22 protein-coding genes are annotated in these 15,704 nt (G+C 59.7%); 8 read left to right on the top strand and 14 right to left on the bottom strand.

The window, feature by feature from the left end:
* Positions 1-411: 411 nt before the first annotated feature.
* Positions 412-609 (bottom strand): hypothetical protein, encoded by a 198-nt coding sequence (locus ACMGE0_RS28735; RefSeq protein ID WP_436819303.1) that lies wholly within the window; start codon positions 607-609, stop codon positions 412-414.
* Between the two features lie 161 nt (positions 610-770).
* Between ACMGE0_RS28735 and ACMGE0_RS28740 the strand changes: the two genes are divergently transcribed.
* Complete coding sequence (locus ACMGE0_RS28740) at positions 771-974, top strand: CsbD family protein (RefSeq protein ID WP_436819304.1); 204 nt, start codon at positions 771-773, stop codon at positions 972-974.
* A 208-nt stretch (positions 975-1,182) separates the two neighbouring features.
* Here ACMGE0_RS28740 and ACMGE0_RS28745 read toward each other — a convergent pair whose 3' ends face one another.
* On the bottom strand, positions 1,183-1,659 hold the full coding sequence (locus ACMGE0_RS28745; protein ID WP_436819305.1) for an Hsp20 family protein: 477 nt from the start codon (positions 1,657-1,659) through the stop codon (positions 1,183-1,185).
* Between the two features lie 132 nt (positions 1,660-1,791).
* Here ACMGE0_RS28745 and ACMGE0_RS28750 point away from each other — a divergent pair, with 132 nt between their 5' ends.
* On the top strand, positions 1,792-2,082 hold the full coding sequence (locus ACMGE0_RS28750; protein ID WP_436819345.1) for a hypothetical protein: 291 nt from the start codon (positions 1,792-1,794) through the stop codon (positions 2,080-2,082).
* A gap of 7 nt (positions 2,083-2,089) precedes the next feature.
* Here the strand turns inward: ACMGE0_RS28750 and ACMGE0_RS28755 are convergent, their stop codons facing one another.
* Genes ACMGE0_RS28755 through ACMGE0_RS28765 form a run of 3 tightly spaced genes read right to left on the bottom strand, consistent with a single transcriptional unit; the run spans position 2,090 to position 2,813 of the window.
* Positions 2,090-2,341, bottom strand: a complete 252-nt coding sequence (locus tag ACMGE0_RS28755) for a hypothetical protein (RefSeq protein ID WP_436819306.1) — start codon at positions 2,339-2,341, stop codon at positions 2,090-2,092.
* The gene (locus ACMGE0_RS28760) at positions 2,329-2,688 is read right to left on the bottom strand and encodes a hypothetical protein (protein ID WP_436819307.1); all 360 of its coding nucleotides are present in this window, start codon (positions 2,686-2,688) and stop codon (positions 2,329-2,331) included. The genes ACMGE0_RS28755 and ACMGE0_RS28760 overlap by 13 nt, the downstream gene beginning before the upstream one ends.
* Positions 2,685-2,813, bottom strand: a complete 129-nt coding sequence (locus ACMGE0_RS28765) for an ABC transporter permease (RefSeq protein ID WP_436819308.1) — start codon at positions 2,811-2,813, stop codon at positions 2,685-2,687. Before ACMGE0_RS28765 ends, ACMGE0_RS28760 begins: the two co-directional genes overlap by 4 nt.
* Positions 2,814-3,062: 249 nt before the next feature.
* On the opposite strand from ACMGE0_RS28765, the gene ACMGE0_RS28770 reads away from it, so the two are divergent.
* The 4 genes from ACMGE0_RS28770 (at position 3,063) to ACMGE0_RS28785 (ending at position 5,726) form a co-directional block, all read left to right on the top strand.
* Positions 3,063-3,488, top strand: a complete 426-nt coding sequence (locus ACMGE0_RS28770) for an immunity 70 family protein (RefSeq protein ID WP_436819309.1) — start codon at positions 3,063-3,065, stop codon at positions 3,486-3,488.
* A gap of 25 nt (positions 3,489-3,513) precedes the next feature.
* On the top strand, positions 3,514-4,293 hold the full coding sequence (locus ACMGE0_RS28775; protein ID WP_436819310.1) for an SMI1/KNR4 family protein: 780 nt from the start codon (positions 3,514-3,516) through the stop codon (positions 4,291-4,293).
* A 68-nt stretch (positions 4,294-4,361) separates the two neighbouring features.
* Positions 4,362-5,000, top strand: a complete 639-nt coding sequence (locus ACMGE0_RS28780) for a hypothetical protein (protein WP_436819311.1) — start codon at positions 4,362-4,364, stop codon at positions 4,998-5,000.
* Between the two features lie 222 nt (positions 5,001-5,222).
* Positions 5,223-5,726 (top strand): hypothetical protein, encoded by a 504-nt coding sequence (locus tag ACMGE0_RS28785; protein ID WP_436819312.1) that lies wholly within the window; start codon positions 5,223-5,225, stop codon positions 5,724-5,726.
* A gap of 330 nt (positions 5,727-6,056) precedes the next feature.
* Here ACMGE0_RS28785 and ACMGE0_RS28790 read toward each other — a convergent pair whose 3' ends face one another.
* The 4 genes from ACMGE0_RS28790 to ACMGE0_RS28805 all read right to left on the bottom strand — a co-directional run bounded on the left by ACMGE0_RS28790 (position 6,057) and on the right by ACMGE0_RS28805 (position 9,473).
* On the bottom strand, positions 6,057-7,130 hold the full coding sequence (locus tag ACMGE0_RS28790; RefSeq protein WP_436819313.1) for a sensor histidine kinase: 1,074 nt from the start codon (positions 7,128-7,130) through the stop codon (positions 6,057-6,059).
* 86 nt (positions 7,131-7,216) lie between these two features.
* Positions 7,217-7,576: a response regulator gene (locus ACMGE0_RS28795; RefSeq protein ID WP_436819346.1), complete on the bottom strand. Its 360-nt coding sequence runs from the start codon at positions 7,574-7,576 to the stop codon at positions 7,217-7,219.
* Between the two features lie 141 nt (positions 7,577-7,717).
* A complete protein-coding gene (locus ACMGE0_RS28800) occupies positions 7,718-9,250 on the bottom strand; it encodes a B12-binding domain-containing radical SAM protein (protein ID WP_436819314.1) in 1,533 nt (510 codons plus the stop codon).
* Positions 9,201-9,473, bottom strand: coding sequence for a hypothetical protein (locus ACMGE0_RS28805; RefSeq protein ID WP_436819315.1), 273 nt, complete (start codon positions 9,471-9,473; stop codon positions 9,201-9,203). Before ACMGE0_RS28805 ends, ACMGE0_RS28800 begins: the two co-directional genes overlap by 50 nt.
* A gap of 117 nt (positions 9,474-9,590) precedes the next feature.
* On the opposite strand from ACMGE0_RS28805, the gene ACMGE0_RS28810 reads away from it, so the two are divergent.
* Both ACMGE0_RS28810 and ACMGE0_RS28815 read left to right on the top strand, forming a co-directional pair.
* Positions 9,591-10,484: a hypothetical protein gene (locus ACMGE0_RS28810; protein ID WP_436819316.1), complete on the top strand. Its 894-nt coding sequence runs from the start codon at positions 9,591-9,593 to the stop codon at positions 10,482-10,484.
* Between the two features lie 223 nt (positions 10,485-10,707).
* Positions 10,708-11,022, top strand: coding sequence for a hypothetical protein (locus tag ACMGE0_RS28815; RefSeq protein WP_436819347.1), 315 nt, complete (start codon positions 10,708-10,710; stop codon positions 11,020-11,022).
* Between the two features lie 140 nt (positions 11,023-11,162).
* Here ACMGE0_RS28815 and ACMGE0_RS28820 read toward each other — a convergent pair whose 3' ends face one another.
* The 5 genes from ACMGE0_RS28820 to ACMGE0_RS28840 form a co-directional block, all read right to left on the bottom strand.
* Positions 11,163-11,402, bottom strand: coding sequence for a hypothetical protein (locus ACMGE0_RS28820; protein ID WP_436819317.1), 240 nt, complete (start codon positions 11,400-11,402; stop codon positions 11,163-11,165).
* 234 nt (positions 11,403-11,636) lie between these two features.
* Positions 11,637-13,808 (bottom strand): prolyl oligopeptidase family serine peptidase, encoded by a 2,172-nt coding sequence (locus ACMGE0_RS28825; protein ID WP_436819318.1) that lies wholly within the window; start codon positions 13,806-13,808, stop codon positions 11,637-11,639.
* Positions 13,796-14,146 (bottom strand): hypothetical protein, encoded by a 351-nt coding sequence (locus tag ACMGE0_RS28830; RefSeq protein ID WP_436819319.1) that lies wholly within the window; start codon positions 14,144-14,146, stop codon positions 13,796-13,798. Before ACMGE0_RS28830 ends, ACMGE0_RS28825 begins: the two co-directional genes overlap by 13 nt.
* A gap of 140 nt (positions 14,147-14,286) precedes the next feature.
* Positions 14,287-14,583: a response regulator transcription factor gene (locus ACMGE0_RS28835; RefSeq protein WP_436819320.1), complete on the bottom strand. Its 297-nt coding sequence runs from the start codon at positions 14,581-14,583 to the stop codon at positions 14,287-14,289.
* A 650-nt stretch (positions 14,584-15,233) separates the two neighbouring features.
* Positions 15,234-15,476, bottom strand: coding sequence for a DUF982 domain-containing protein (locus tag ACMGE0_RS28840; RefSeq protein WP_436819321.1), 243 nt, complete (start codon positions 15,474-15,476; stop codon positions 15,234-15,236).
* Between the last annotated feature and the right edge of the window lie 228 nt (positions 15,477-15,704).

Below are 15,704 nucleotides of genomic sequence, written 5' to 3' on the forward strand. Positions count from 1 at the left end.
TCCGGATTGATTGTCAGGCCGATCCGGGTGCAACGGACCGGAACTTATTGAAGTTGCCCGAATCTTCAATGGCGAGGGAGATTCCTCTAATGGCGCCTATGCCGGAAATCGACATGAGTATGCTGCATGCCTGCTCTGACCTGCATCTGCGACGAACTGGCGCCCAAGGTCGGCAGCACGATAAGAGCAAGCTTTGTGTTCGATCTCACCCTCGCAACGCTGCGTCATCGCGAGCTTCGCCGCCGTGCGAAGCATCGCGGCCGGAAGGCCTCGTTCCGGCCGTATTGCTCACCTCTTTCGCCTGCACGAAAATGTCGGCCCGCGCGATTCCGTGCTGGTGCACGAGATGTTCGATCGCCAGATCTCTGGGGTCGTGAATGTCGCGGAAATCGATCTCCCCTCATTCCGACCTTAGTCGGGAGCTTCCTCCTGCTGTTTGACCTCCTTCTTCAGCTTTTCCCGTGGATCTTCGGAAAGCTTTTGCTTCGATGGTTTTCTCATCGACATCGACGGGCCGGCCGCTGTCATTCGGAAAACCTTCGGCAGTCTGGCCGGCGGGGCATCTTTCGGTCGGTCATTCAGGCCGGTGGTGAGCTTGTTGTCTGCCATGATCGTATCTCCTTTTTCGGAGACCTCCCGGGCAGGGCTTTAGTGCCGGTGATGCAGGCGGAATTAGTCGAGGACGCGGGACCACACATCACATCGCGCGTCTGGTGAACGAATGCGACCGACGCGCGTTCTCACCTGATAACCAAAGAGGAGACCTCCCGATGGATTGGAATCGCGTCGAAGGAAACTGGAAGCAAGTCAAAGGCAACATCAAGGAGCAGTGGGGCAAGCTCACTGACGACGATCTTGACCAGATTGCCGGCAAACGGGATCAGCTCGAAGGCAAGATCCAGGAACGCTACGGCATCGAGAAGGACCGCGCTAGGGCAGATGTCGACGATTGGTACGGTCGCCAGACCTGGTGAGCGACAAGAGCATTCTCGAAATGTGGCGCGGCCTTTCGGCCGCGCTTCTTTATTCAAGCAGGTGCCGGCTGAGACTGTGGCCGAGGCTTCATAGCCTGCCATTTTGCCAGCAAGGATGACGCCGTTTCGGCCCTTGGAGGGGTGTCAGCATTGATCTTCCGGCGACGCCGGATCTCGACGATAAAGGGCTTGGTCTGCGGCCGCATGATCAGGCCACCTTCTTGTCGGCTTCGATCTGCAGCGGAGCCTTTGCCTCCGTCGTGCCATCGCCGATTGCAATGCGGCGCGGCTTCATTGCTTCCGGTACCTCACGCTTCAAGGCAACCGTCAGCAGCCCGTTCTTCAGCGAAGCGGCTTCGACCTTGACGTGATCGGCAAGCTCGAACCGGCGCTCGAACGCTTGGGAGCCGATGCCGCGATGGAGATATTCCCCCTCTTCCGCTTCCTTGGCCTTGGTGCCCTTGACTATAAGTACATTGCGCTCCTGGGTGATATCGAGATCACCTTCCGCGAAGCCGGCGACCGCCATCGTGATACGGTAATCGTTCTCACCGGTCTTGACGATGTCATAGGGCGGCCAGCTGTCGATCGCATGCAGGCGCTGCGCATTGTTGAGAAGATTGAAGACGCGGTCGAAGCCGATGCTTGACCGGTAGAGGGGTGCGAAGTCGAATTCGTTTCTCATAGCCATATCGCGTGTCGAAGGTGAGTTCAAGCTTCACTGAGGTCTTGAAACAGAAATTTTTGCTTCCTAGGTCTTCGCGGCCGAGGCTTGATGAGCTCGGTCAGCATCGCGCGTCTGTTCAATGAGACCGAAATGGAAGAGAAGATCAAAACTATCAAAGACCTCAGCATCGAGGAGCGCGAAGAGGCCTTCGTTGACATCGCCCGCATTCTGGAGGACGCGGCACGCGAAGCTTTTGTCGAAGGCAATCGGAACTTCGCTGCATTTTCAACCAACATGGCTGAAGCGATCCGCGTCAACGCGGACGAGCTTGCCCGTGATAAACCCCAAAATGCCGAACACGTGATACATCAAGCAGTCGCTATGGTCGCGCAGTTCAAGACCATGCATCCCTATCGCTTGGTAAGTCGCGCCATCCATTGAAGAGGACTCAGCCGTCGAGCACCATCCGGACCCTGAGCAGCGGGATGCCATCTTTCTCCGCGCGTACGTTGTAAATGGGGGAACATCCCCCGCGCTTACAATCGTCAAGCGCGAATTTGCTGTCGCTGGAACAACACATAGGCCGCGTGAACAGGACGAGCATCGCGGCTATGAGGGTGGATATCTGCGGCCAGATGATCAAAACGCTTTCAATCGTCGGCAAAGGCGCCCCGATGTCCGCATCCTTTAGCTGATCCATGAATAGCCGCCTGACGGATCGCGCTTCCGATCGAGGAGCAGGGCTGATATCTCTCCGTAAACCATTTGCGGCGACAGGCGGCTGACCGCCTGCTGGGTCTCGAAGTTGGACAGCAGCGTCATCGGGTTATAGAGGTCGACTGGCGAGACGAGAGCAGATGCGGCGGGGGGACGGATGAGCGTCGAAAACGCCATCGCAAGCGCCAGCCAGACCGCCGCATAGCGGAGTGTCGCAGCTAGATAGAAGACACTCCGGACAATCTCCGGCCCGGAGGGCGGCAGACCGAGCCGCAGCATTCCCATCTCGAGCATCAGCAGCCACAGCACCAGCAGCGCGATGCCGATCACCAGCAGCCACCCAGGAATTTTCCGAATCGCAGAGCGTCGCGGTAGATCGGCTGGGCCAGTAGACGGCTCATGGTGCGCCGGCCGCATTCTCCGTTCACCGTATCGAAGCCAAGGGCGATCGCCACCAGCGGCAGCAGAAAGGCGAGGAAGGCACCGGTTCCCGCGCGACCGTGAAGAGTTTCAGGAACAGGCTTCGTCCGCAGGCACCGGGCTTTCCAACGCGGAGCGAGCCGATCCCCTCACTTTGCTTATACGGCTGGAGGGACCTCATAGGCTGCGCCATGACCGTTACAGAGTTGGAGCGAGGAAATATTCGACAAGATACACAGGGCGGCGCTATACGTGCCGAGGACGTGACGATCCGGAGATAGCGCATGACCGTTGCACTGAAGGTCGACAGTGTCGCGACCGAGCTCGGCGCCGGCTCGTTCGTCCATGCGTTCTTCTCGACTGCCTCCGCACTGCTCGAAAATGGCAAATGGGGATCGCGCTTCCCGATGCTTATGCACGAGCTGTACCAGGGCAGCCTTGCGAAGGCGCACGCTGAGGCGGCGCTTGACGAGCTCGCTACCATCCGCCGCGAGCTTGCGGCCTTTCCGCCGGGCCACGTGGTGTGGGACATTGAGGACCGCGCTGCCCGACCGCCTTGGGGCGACAACATCGCACCGACGATCACCAATCTCTCGAACTATTTCGTGACCGGCACGGGCCGGGACATGTTCCAGGCAATCGAGGAGATGCTCGTCTTCCTGCGCGACGAAGGGAAGCACTGCACGCTCACCAGGCTTCCGGCGGCCTGATCGCAATATGAGGAATGCAGGACGAATGACAAATCATCGAGAGGCAAGCTCATCCCAGCAGACCGTTAAGTCTTCTCCTTCCTCTCCCCCGACAGAGGAATGTGACACCGAGGAGCTATTCCGTCGCCTACTAAACCAGCGCAAGGCCCGGGTCGATCTGACGGATCGGGAAAAGAAGCTGTTGAGACAGCCAGTCATCCGTGTCAGCGTGGACAATATTTTTGCATGGCATCTGGACCAGTACACGGTGATCGAGAACGAAACGGATCCCGAGTTGATCAAGCAACGGATCTGGCAGAGACGTGTTGGCGTAAAAGAGGGCGGTCGGCTGACCGAGAAACAGATTGCGGCGCAGGAAAAACGGCTGGGCATTCGTCTGCCGGCCCCGTGGCGCGATGTTTACAAGCATTTCAACGGCGGCTGGGTCGATACATTGCACTGGGGAGACATGAACGACCCTCAAATCGACGACGTTGTGCCTATCCCGCAGTCGAGCCATCAATATCTGGCGCTGGAGGACGTCGCTCCCCTGCGCGATATCCTGCCCGTCGAATGGGAAGAGCTTGAGTACGGCATCCCGGATTTCAGCGGTCTTGACCCGAAACTGATCGCAATCGCCATGGCGGGCAGTCAAGCAGTTTTGCTTGATTACCGGCAAGGTGACGAACCCCGCGTCGGTCTCGCGTATTTCAGCAAGTACGACGATGATCCGCTGGCTGGTTGGGAAACCGACGAGTTCACCCACTGGTGGCCGAACATGAGGGTGTTCTTTCGTGGTCTTTATCTGCAACGCCGGATTATATGATCCAAGCATTGATGGGTCTTGAGACAGTCTGCGGGAATCCTCGGCAGCGATTTACGGTTAGAAATTACATGGCAGTGATCCAATATATACGAGCGATCTTTTTGACTGCGCTATTGATAGTGGGATTCGCTGCTGCCGCCGATCCACTTAAACCCCAAGGCGATAATATGAATGACGATTGGCTCATTGCTCCGCACAAGGGGGTCGGCCGCCTTACTTTCGGCCTCTCACCGGAGGCCGTTGCCTCAATGGCATCCCTTTATGGTAAGCCAAGTCCGCTCATGTCTCATGCTGATGCCGCGTCTGAGGTGGAAGAGGTGATAGCCCAGCACGGGGCAACCATGTCGCGGGAAACCATCGCGGTCGTAAGATGGGCCGCGCAGGAGCAAGCCAATCTTTCAACGCAGAACTTGATGAAGGAACAAATCCCGGTCTTGCTCGAATATCGAGATGGCCGACTTGACGGTGTGACTGTCGAGGCGCGACACAAGGAGACAAATTTCCAGGGCAAGCTTGTTTTTTGCTCAGTGCTCTGGAAGTCCTCAGATTGTTCGAGCGCGCGAACGGGGCGCCGGGCCGATATCGCGCTGACGAGGCGGCTTTCGACAATATCGCGGTTTCGCTCCACCAGTTCAGCGCCACGTCATCGAAGGGTGAGGTTCGTGCGATGTCGGGGGCGGACCCAGATTTCCGCGAACGTTCCGTGACACTACGCCGCGAGCCTTACCGCCCGGCAGACGAACTTGACCAGTTCGTGACGTATTCTTTTGACTAGAAGATGGGTTGTCACGGAACTCAATCCTATCAACACGGCAGATTTCGCGAATTTTTGCGACAAGCTCACATGGAGTATTTGCCAGAATCAAATCGCCGCGAGAGGAAGCATGCTTTTGAACCGACGCACGTTGCTCGCAGTGGGAGTGCTTGGAATGACAGGTCCTCTGGCTGCTCGGGCGGCGATGTTTAAAGTTCTGTATCAGGGCAATCTCTTCGCCGATTACTTCCAAATATACCTGCGCGACGAAGCCCATCCTGATTTGCCCGACTACTACACCGATGAAGCGATCTCCCGACGCCTGATGGCCGGACCGTATGCCGTCATTCTCCATACGGCGCGCAATATGACCGTGCCGATCCGCGTCGAATGGCACGACCAACGACCCGCCCCGGATCTCGATGCCTACCAGCATGTTGTTGAGACCCATTTCGATTGTCCCTCGGGCCAACTCGTGCTGGCTGGCTTGACGGATTACGATCCCACCGCTCCGCGGTTTTCGGTGAAAGCGGGACCACTTGGCGTGCGTGCCAGCTTTTCCGGTCTCGACACGCTCAGCGGAGATGGTCTTGAAGGGGACGACCAATACGTGGTTCAGCTCTGGTCTGGAGATGAATCGGGAGGCGTGCGCGTGTTGAAAGCATGGTCCGGCAGATAAAGTCTGTCACGCAAATCCTATGACCTGTTACGTCACAGGTTTTGGTCGCAAATGTGCTGCGGGTTCCGGCGGCCGTTCCCAAAACTCGGTTAAATTAGTGGCGCGGAATCTCGCTCGGAGTTACCCTTTCACCGCCAAGCCGTCGGAGAGCCAGTGTCCCAATCCCGGAGAGAGACGCGGACTTCGTTTGGCGCGAGCGGTCGGGCAGCTTCTTCATCGCACGCCGATTGGCCTCCATGAAATGCATCGGGTTGCTCTTTGTCGCGGTTGCGGACGCGGCCCCTCGCCTGTCCTTGCTCGGCCACTAGCAATCCGGACGAGATGCCGTTGTCAGGCCTCAGCCGCGTTCCGCCGGCCGAAGGCAATCGTCACGGCCATCCCCTTGCCTGGCTCGGATTCCACCTCGATCTCTGCTTTCGCGTTTTGTTTTACCGACTGCACGATCATGGCGCTGAGCTTGCCTCGTCGAGGCCAATCGGCTTTGTCTGAAAGTCCCACACCATCGTCGGCGACAAGGACCTTGCATCCCTCGTCATCAACCGTGCAGCGTATCTTGACCTCACCGCCATCGCGACCGGCGAAAGCATATTTCAAGGCATTCGTCATCAGTTCATTGACAACCAGGCCGACTGGCATGGCGACATTGACCGAGACCGGCCAAGTGTCGACCTTCATATCCAGGCGAATGCCTTCAATCGCCTGGGCTGCCATTACCGAAGAAGCGATCTGACTGACATAGGTCCCAAGATCAACGGTTTCAGACTCGCTGCCCGCGTAGAGTGAGCGATAGAGGATCGACAGGGCCTCGATCCTCCCGGCAAGCCTGTTGAAGCGTTCACCTTCCTCCAGACGCTGGGCGTTTCGTGCTTCCATCCTGATCAAAGCGGTGATCATCTGCAGGTTGTTCTTGACCCTATGCTGAAGCTCTTTCAGCAGAACATCCTTTTCCGCGAGTGCCTCGGTCAGGGCTCCTGCAGGGTCGGAATGTTCCCGGGCGGACATCGCCAGGAGCCGGAACAGCGGCCTGCCAGCGTCATCCACGATCGTATTGGACCAGGCATCCACGACCTGATGGCCGGCTCTCGCGCTAATCGTGAAGGTCCCCAGATATTCCTCGTTCTCCAGCAACGCCTCCGCGAGCCCGGGTCCCTCCGCGACAGCCGGCGCGGCGGGGAGGACGGACCAGGATTTCCCTTGCAGCTCCTCAGCCGAAACGCCGGTTAAACGTTCGAACTCGATATTACCATAAACAAGCATCTCCTGATGTCCCAGTTCGGAGACCGCGACTGCGAAGGGAACATGGTCGAGAAATTGCCGAAACCGATTGTCGTCGAGCGCTTCCGCCAGATGTGGAAGATCGGAAACGGTTGTATGTGGAGGCGCCGGATCTTCAGGATTTGTCATGGGGCTTCCGCGCTACTATCAGCACGAGTCCATATCATGGCATCAAAAGGAACGGCTAGCTGTTTTATCGAATAGCGACAAAGGAGCTACGATATCAGCCGCGTCAATGCGTCGATGATCGCCCGGTGCGCATATGGCTTCGGAAAGAAGAGCGATCGGTCCGGCATCTGCTCGCGCTCTACTCGCCGCTTTCCGGAAGTTATGACAATTCCGATGGGCGGCCACCGGGTCTTGACGATCCAGGCAAGGCTCAACCCGTCAAGCCCCCCGTGCAGATCCATATCGGTGAAGATCGCGCCGATCGAGGCTTCAGCAGAAAGAATATCGAGAGCTTCGTCGGCGTTGGCCGCTTCCAAAGTGTGGAAGCCTGCATCGCGCAAGTCGTCTGCCACCGCCATGCGTATCAATGGCTCATCCTCGATTACCAGTATGGTCGTCCGTGGCATAGGCTGCACCGATCTGATCTGCGTCACGGCAGCAAACTCTCTGCCTCGGCAACATGTTCCTGCCGGCTTTCCACCAGCCCGCGCTCGTAGGCTTTCGATCGCGTGGCAACCCGGAAGCTCTGCCTCGACCTTCACGACCGGTCACCGCCGAAACCATTCGGCCAATGTCAGCCTGGACCGGTCGTCCGGCGGTCGGCGGACGAACTCGACGATCTCCGCCCACCAGACCCGCAAGGAAAAGCGGAAGCACCAGCGCAAATGCGCCCTTAGCTCTCGGTTTGGATGACAAAGCACGCGCCGCAGCGCCCTCGGACGTGCGTGCACCGCCAGTTCCATCAGCTTCACCAGCCAGAAGATCGCCCGCGAAGAGAGATAGCGGGACGACAGGAGCTGGTTGCGATAGTCCCATTTGGCGAGGTCCTTCTGGATCACCTTGCGCGACCCGTTCTCGGCAGTCCAGTCCGACCAGCGATGGGGCGTCACAAACATCGCGTTAACGAGATCGGGATCGTAAAGCGAGACCTGCCGGATCGCCCGGACATGATCGATGAAGCGCTCCTCCTCGAAACCGACGATATGGCCGAGCATCGAGAGGATACCGTGCTCGCGAAGGAGGGCGACGGCCCGCTGGTCGTCCCGCGTGGTTGAACCTTTACGGATCGCTGCAAGCGTCGAGGGATCGGTGGTCTCGATCCCCATCAGCACGCAGATCATGCCGGCCCGTCTCATCAGCGGCAGAAAGTCGGCGTCGCGCACGATGTCGGTAGCCCGGATCGTGGCGAAGAGGCGCACCGGCACGTTCTCCTCGACCACGGCTTCGAGGAAGTCGCGCCAAAGACGCTTGGACGAGGTAGGGTTCTCGTCGGCGAGATCGACGAAGCGGATGCCGTGCGTGCGGTGCAGCCAGGCGATTTCGGCGGCCACCGCCTTCGGATTGCGATAACGCCACTTCGACCAGAACTGGTATTGGCCGCAATAGGAACAGCGATGCGGGCAGCCTCGCGAGAACTGCACGATCGCCGCGCGCCCGAGGCCAAAGCACTGATAGAGGTCCCAGTTCGTGACGAGCTCCCAACCGACTCGATAGTCGTCGAGACTGCTGATGACCGGCGCGGGCGGATTCTCGCGGATTGCGCCGTCGGCATCGCGGAAGGTGATCCCCTTGACGTCGGCGAGGCATCCACCGGACCCGATCGCCGTTACGAGGTCGAGCACGACCGCCTCGCCCTCCCCACGCACCACGATCTCAACGGCCGGGTTTTCCTTCAGGATGTCCTTCGCGTGATAGGTCGGATAGACGCCACCATAAACGGTGATCGCAGTGGGGCAAGCGCGTCGCGCTGCCTCCAACGTCGCCATCGCCGCCGGATGAGCGGGCGTCGAGCCCGAGTGGCCGGTCATCACGATATCGGGCCGGAAGCCGCCGACCTCCTTCTCGATCTCCGCGGCGCTCAGATGGTGGCGTTCGGCATCGAGGAGACGGACCTCGTGCCCTTCATCAAGGAGCGGACCGCCAATGCTGAGGAGACCGAAAGGGATTTGATGTCCAACACCTCGCGACGTCAGTGAAACGTACGGCGGATTAACCAGGAGGATGCGGACCGCTCTTTCCTTCAATCCTGCCTCAACTGCCTCTGACGCGCGCCGTGGCGACGAGGACGCCGAAGCCAGCAATTCCGCACAATACGCCCGCAGCGATCCCCGCCGCGGTCGAACCGAAGTTCGTGTACAGCCCGTCGGTAAGGAGCAGGTAGGCAAGCGTCGCCAGCGCCACCCCGATCGCATAGGAACGGTGGAGCGGCATCGGCAAGATCTTGCGCAAGAGCCAGGCAATAAGCAAACCAAGGAGCGCTGCTCCGAGCACCACTCCAAACAGGCTTCCAATTGTCGCCGCCATGCGCCTCTCCGAAGCTCCTGAACATTATCGACCGTAACGTCCGATACGCTAACCTTCAGATATACGGATCGCAATCCTATATCTCATATCATAGCCGCGCCAAGACGAGTCGAGATCATGCCGCTCCTGAGATCGATCCTCACCTCCTTCGTTCCATCAATGAAAGCTGTCGGCGTGAAGACCTACAGGCAGCTTGCGCGAGAGACGGGCACCTATGCCGGGATGATCGAAGGCTATCGGCCTTATCTCGGCGACCATGAGCCGCCGGATCGGACTGCGAGGGCGCAGCGCGCACGGATCGTCTATGAGCTGATCCTCGCCGCGGAGGCCGAGCGCATCGCTGAGGTGACGGCGCTTCTCGCGCGGCAAGGACTGGCTGTCACGCCGGCTCCCGAAGCCTGGGACGCCATCGGCCGGTGGGTCCTCAAACATATCGAAGGCAGCCGCGAGCCCGGTTCCGACCGCTATGCGCCTTACATTCGCGACAGGGTCGGTGACCCCCCACCCAAGCAGGTCGACGGCGAAAGCACCACCAAGGTGCGACCTCTGTGGCGTTCCGTCGCGTTCGACCTGTCCTTGCTGCTGGGGCGGCATATGATCGAGGCGCTTCCCGGTGGACGCTGGATCAGGGACGGCGAGCAAAGGGGCCGCGAGGGCAGCGTGCTCGCGGCGCCGCTGGTGGCGCATGACGGCAAGCCCGCCGTACATCAGCCCTTTGCGAACGTCTCGGGCTTCATGAGACACGCGCTCGCCGTCCGCCTTCGAGTTGTGTCGGAGGTCGGTTCGCGCCTGGGCGACGGCCTGCGCTGGGTGACGGAAGCGGCTGAGACGGATTTCAAGCTCCCGAGCGCGGAAGAGAGCTTCATCAACGCCGTGCGCGAGATGGCCGAGGAGTATGGAACGCCGCCGGATCCTGCGGATCTCGAGCTGATGCTGAAGGAGCACGGGCTGACGGAGATGCCCGCTCTGCCGCCCGATCTTGCCCGGATGGTTCGCCGCAACCCGACCTAAATTCGCGGCCCACGGACGCAAAGACTACTCCTCTTGAGCCTTAGATCGCGTGATGGCTGACCTTATCCAACGACGCTGTTCAGAAGAAGCAGCAACAGGCCGGTGCCAGCAAATATCGCCACGGCCCTGCTCCACCCCTTGCTGAATTTGAAGCTCTACGTGTACGGAGTACATCAACCGCGTTCGATCCAGCAGGCGGCTGGAGGCGGAGAGCCCCCGCAATATCGAGGTGATCTGGCTGCTGCGGCACCTGAAGCCGGACTTCCGCACCATCGCCGATTTCCGCCGCGTGAACCGGTCAGCCTTCAGGCAGGTGTTCCGGGAATTAGTCATCCTGTGCCGGCAGCTCGATCTGTTCGGGCGAGAGCTTCTGGTGGTCGATGGCACGCGCATCAAGGCTGTGAACAACAAGGATCGCAACTTCACACGGGGAGCACTGATGAAGTTCATCAACGAAGGCGACGCGAAACTGGTCGAAAGCCAGCAGCAATGGCGGCGGTCCCGGCCGCGGAGGGCAGCTTTTAGCGCCTCGAAATGATAGCAGCAGGTTGATGCGCTCACTGTCCCCGCGGAGCAACTACCCAATAAACCGGACGATCTTGACCTTTTCGGAGGCGGAGTCCGACTCTCCATCAGGAATTATACTTTTGAACCAGCAGCCTTCGAGCGCCGGGGTCATCAGGAGGTGGGTCGGACAAGCAATGCGACGTAGCCTCGAGCCCTTTCTGCAAAGTCTTCCTCTCGCTCCGACTGTGGGTTGAGGTTTGTTATGTAAGCTTCCATCGCCGAAGTAATGCGGCCGCGCAACTCTGGATTTGCATCGCTCGCGTGTTCGACGAGGGCCTGAACCACTGCGTTAATCGCCAGTTTGTATGCACCGGCATCCATATCAAATTTGTCTGGCTTCTGTTCGTGCAATACCAATCCCTTCTAAGTAAATAGCTCGTCCGTGCGCTTGCGCAGATGAATTTATGTTATGGTGATGACGCCAGCTGCCGAAGTTCACGCGGCAAGCGACAGACCGATGCTGAAGGCAACCATGCCTCAGCAGAAGCGCGATGGCGAGCATGCCTCTGCCGACCCTGCGGTGCTCGCCTGCGAGCACTTGATGGTATTCGACGTTGGATGGCGCACGTGCGAATTTGCGCTCTCTCACCGCAGTTTCAACCCCGTCCAATGTGCGGCGAAAGCCAGCATGTCGGCCGCTTCCTCGATCACTTTAGCGGTCGGCTTGCCCGCGCCGTGGCCCGCACCGGTATCGACCCGAAGCAGCCGGGGCCCGAGATCGGCAGCTTGAAGCGCGGCGATGTATTTGAAGCTGTGTGCAGGCACAACGCGATCGTCCGCGTCTGCTGTCGTCACCAGGATCGCCGGATACGGCTTGCGTGCCCTGACATTATGATAGGGCGAGTATGACAGCAGATTGCGGAAATCGGCCTCGCGCGCGGGATTGCCGTACTCGCCGACCCATAAGGCTCCGCCGGTGAATTTGTCGAAGCGCAGCATATCCATGACGCCGACGCTCGGCAGTGCCGCCGCAAACAGGTCGGGACGCTGGTTCACGACCGCGCCAACCATCAAGCCGCCTGCGGAGTCGCCGTAGATTGCGACGCCGTCGGGCGGCGCCATCTTGCTCGCACGCAGATATTCGGCCGCGCCGATCATATCGTCGAAGCTGTTCTGCTTCTTCAGGCCGCGCCCCGCCTCATGCCACGCAGCGCCATATTCACCGCCGCCACGTGTGTTGACGATCGCGACAGCGCCGCCATGCAATATCCACGGAGTCAGCATCGCGGAGTAACCAGGCGGCATGCTGGACCCGAATGCCCCATAGCCTGTAAGAAGGGTCGGGACCGGGCCGACCGTGCCTTTCCGGCGCGCGATGAACATCGGGACGCGCGTACCATCCTTCGAACGAAAGAAGCGCTGCTCGACGGTAATAGATGTCAGGTCCGCGCCGATCTCGGGCTCTACCCAAGCACCCAGTTGTCCGGTTTCGACATCATAGCGATAGACCGTATCGGGTTGGTTGAAGCTCGCATAGACGAAGAAGGCTTCGCGATTCTCCAATTCGCCGAAGACAGCGCGCACCATGCCGGTGCCGGGCAGATCCACGACACCGTCGGGGCTGCCGTCGAGCCGGAAGCGGCGCATCTCCGACTTCGCGTCGACAAAATAGATTGCCAGGATCCGGTCCCCGGCGATGTATGCACCGGTCAGATGCGAGTCCTGCTCTGGAACGAGGTCGATGAAAATGGACTTCGAGGCGGCAAGATCCACGCTCACGATCTTCGATCGTTCCGCACCCTTTGTGGCCATGAGCAGAAGCTTCGTGCCGACATTGCCGATGACAGACCAGCGATCGGTCGCATTCTGAATCAGCACACGAGGGGGGTGATCACGCTGCTTCAGGTCGACCACCGAGACGTCGGCATGCACCAGGTCATCGGTCGAATAGATGATCGCGTAACGGCCATCGGCGGTTAGGCCGGCGGAATTCAGCCGCCCAGGCTTCGACGGCGTCGCGAAGAACAGGGTGTCGTCGGCCTGTGGCGTACCGATCCGATGGAAATAGACGGCGTGATTGATAAGGCCTGCGGCGTCGGCGACCCCGGGCCTGGGCCCGGGATATCCGGAATAATAGAAACCCGATCCGTCATTTGCCCATGCGATCTGCGTAAACCGTGCCCACTGAACGACGTCGCTCGTCACCTTGCCGGTTGCCACATCGAGGACTCGGATGGTGCGCCAGTCGCTGCCGCCGTCCTGCACGGCATAGGCCACACGCGCCCCATCTCGTGATGCCCTCCATTCCTCAAACGCGATGGTGCCGTCCTTCGACCATGTTGCGGGATCGATCAGAACGCGCTCTTGGCCGGCGTCATCACGCATGACCAGCAGGGGCTGGTTCTGTCTGCCGACTTTCCGCGTGAAGAAGTAGCGGTCCCCGCTCTTTTGGGGGATGCCGACGCGCACATACTCAAAGGTCGAGGCGAGCGATCGGCGGAAGACGTCCCGCCCAGGAAGGTTGGAAAGATACTTTGTCGCGAAGCTCTGCTGCGCGTCGGTCCAGGCAGCAGCGTCCTTGTCGGTGCGGGGATCCCCTTCCAACCAGCGATAAGGGTCCGGTACAGACACGCCGAACTGAGTCTCGACCACCGGACCCCGCTTTGTCTTGGGATAGGCGATCTGCAGCGCGTCTGGATCGTGCGAAGATTCTTTCGCCATGCTTCCACCCGCGACGCTGATTCTCTGTGTACCCGCCAACACGGCGAACACGCAGATTGCTTTCCCGAGCCGCCGCCGGGAGATCATCGGCACCATTGCGGCCGCTCCCCGCGTTCGCGCGCGCGCTCCGCTTCGCGGTTGCAGCGCATCCTGCGGACCGTCTCCAAGTTGTTCCGCGCGGCCTCAGCGTTGTTTCGCTGCTGCTCGGAAGCGTTGAGCAACGCGTCGTCGCGGCGCCGCTGCTGTTCCATCATGCACCGCGTGTACTCTCTGCCGTGAACCGCCCCAAAACTTTCGCAGGTTCTGCTGTCTTCCCGGTGAGCTTCGCGACCCCAATCGATCGCGGATGCGCTCCCCGCGATGCCAGTGCTCAGAAGCGCGGCCAGCGCCACGAGCGCAGGGCGATCCCGACTGATAAAGTGTTGTCTTGTCATGTTCCTTGGTCTCCTTTCGGCGCCGTCATCGGCGACACCGCTAGAAAAGCAGGGCAAGATTGCGAGAACATGGGCTCGGACAGAAAAACGCTAGCGCGAAACAAATTCGGCACGCACGATCGTGCCGCCACCAGGCGCGCTTAAGATCGACACGCGCCCATCGTGCCGCTCAATGATCTGCTGCACCAGGTTGAGGCCGAGCTTAACACGATGACCGGGAGACCCGGATGGGTTTCCCGCAATATCGGTAAGAGCGACAGCCCATCGCCGTCCGGCAAAGTGCGATCGAGCAGCACCAGATCATAAGATCCCGCCATGGCTGCTTCCTGCGCCATCGATATGCGATCCGCCTGATCGACAATGAAGCGCTCTCGCTCGAGCGCAATTAGCAGCGTGTTTGCAAATTCTGCCTCGTCCTCAACAATCAATACTCTCACGATTACACCCCATGTCGATATGCCGTGCCCAGACCGGCTTCACTTCTGCTTTAAGCCATCGAAGGTCGTGCACCTTCGCACAATACGCGCCTCGCATTGCAGCTACCTTGCGTAGCGCGATCCGCGGCGCACAAACTGACAACGCGCTCCTCAGGACAGGTCGCATCGGCGCCAATGTTACCACTGGGCCTCTAACCTGAAAGTCGGGATTATACGTGAATGCGACTTCGATCGCGCTGCTATGGCGGAGCCATCTTCTCACAATCGACGTTGACCGGTGTCCCGCCCCGCGGTCGAGCCGACCAGACCGATGTCCTGTTACCGGCGGGTGCCAATCCGTCCAAATGGTGCTTGTTACGGCGGTTGATCGCCTTGAATGGAATGTGAACCGCCGACCACCCGTTTGCGTTCTCAAGCTGCTGAGGTTCCAGCCTTTCGTTGTCTGAACTTGAATTCTTTCATCAGCCACCGTGGTTGCATCAGGATGCTGAAAACGCGGGGGGCGAGCCCGGGAAATGGGCACGTTCACGGTGGTTGCACTGAAAGTTCGCGAGCTTGCGCACCGGTGAGCCAATCCGCGAAAGGATCAACAAGTCAAGTCCGAGCTGCAGGTTCTGGCGTCACTCATGGCGGCGGCGGCCTGCGGACGCTCAGCGAAGAATGCCCGCATCGTTCGCGGCCACTCTGAAAGCCGATGCAGCCGTCAACGGATCACCTCGACCTTCGGCAGCTTCCATGCAGGCTCGCTTGGCCAAAGCGAAAGAGCGCCCTCTTTTCTGAGGCCAGCAAGTCATCAAGTGTGCCAAGGCGTCCCTGCTGCCGCCAATGCTCTTGAAGTGATCGCCCGGGCCTATGACGACCTCAATTGGCTCATCCCAGAGATCGTGGTCCATGAGGTCCTCCACGAGTTCCGACCTTTGATAAACGCGAGCAGTTGAGGCTCGTTCCGGGCGTAGGGCTTTGGTCCCATAAGCGGCAAAGATCAACACAGCGCTACCCGGCCGTCCCTCGGTCGAGTGGTCGCCGCTGTCTCAGATCGCATTCGGACCTGCGCAAATCCGCACAAGATCGGCCATGATCGTCCGAAGCCGGCCACGGCGCTTCCTGCGAGGGCAGAGCGT

This window comes from Neorhizobium descurainiae (genome assembly GCF_051400715.1).
GTDB lineage: Bacteria > Pseudomonadota > Alphaproteobacteria > Rhizobiales > Rhizobiaceae > Neorhizobium.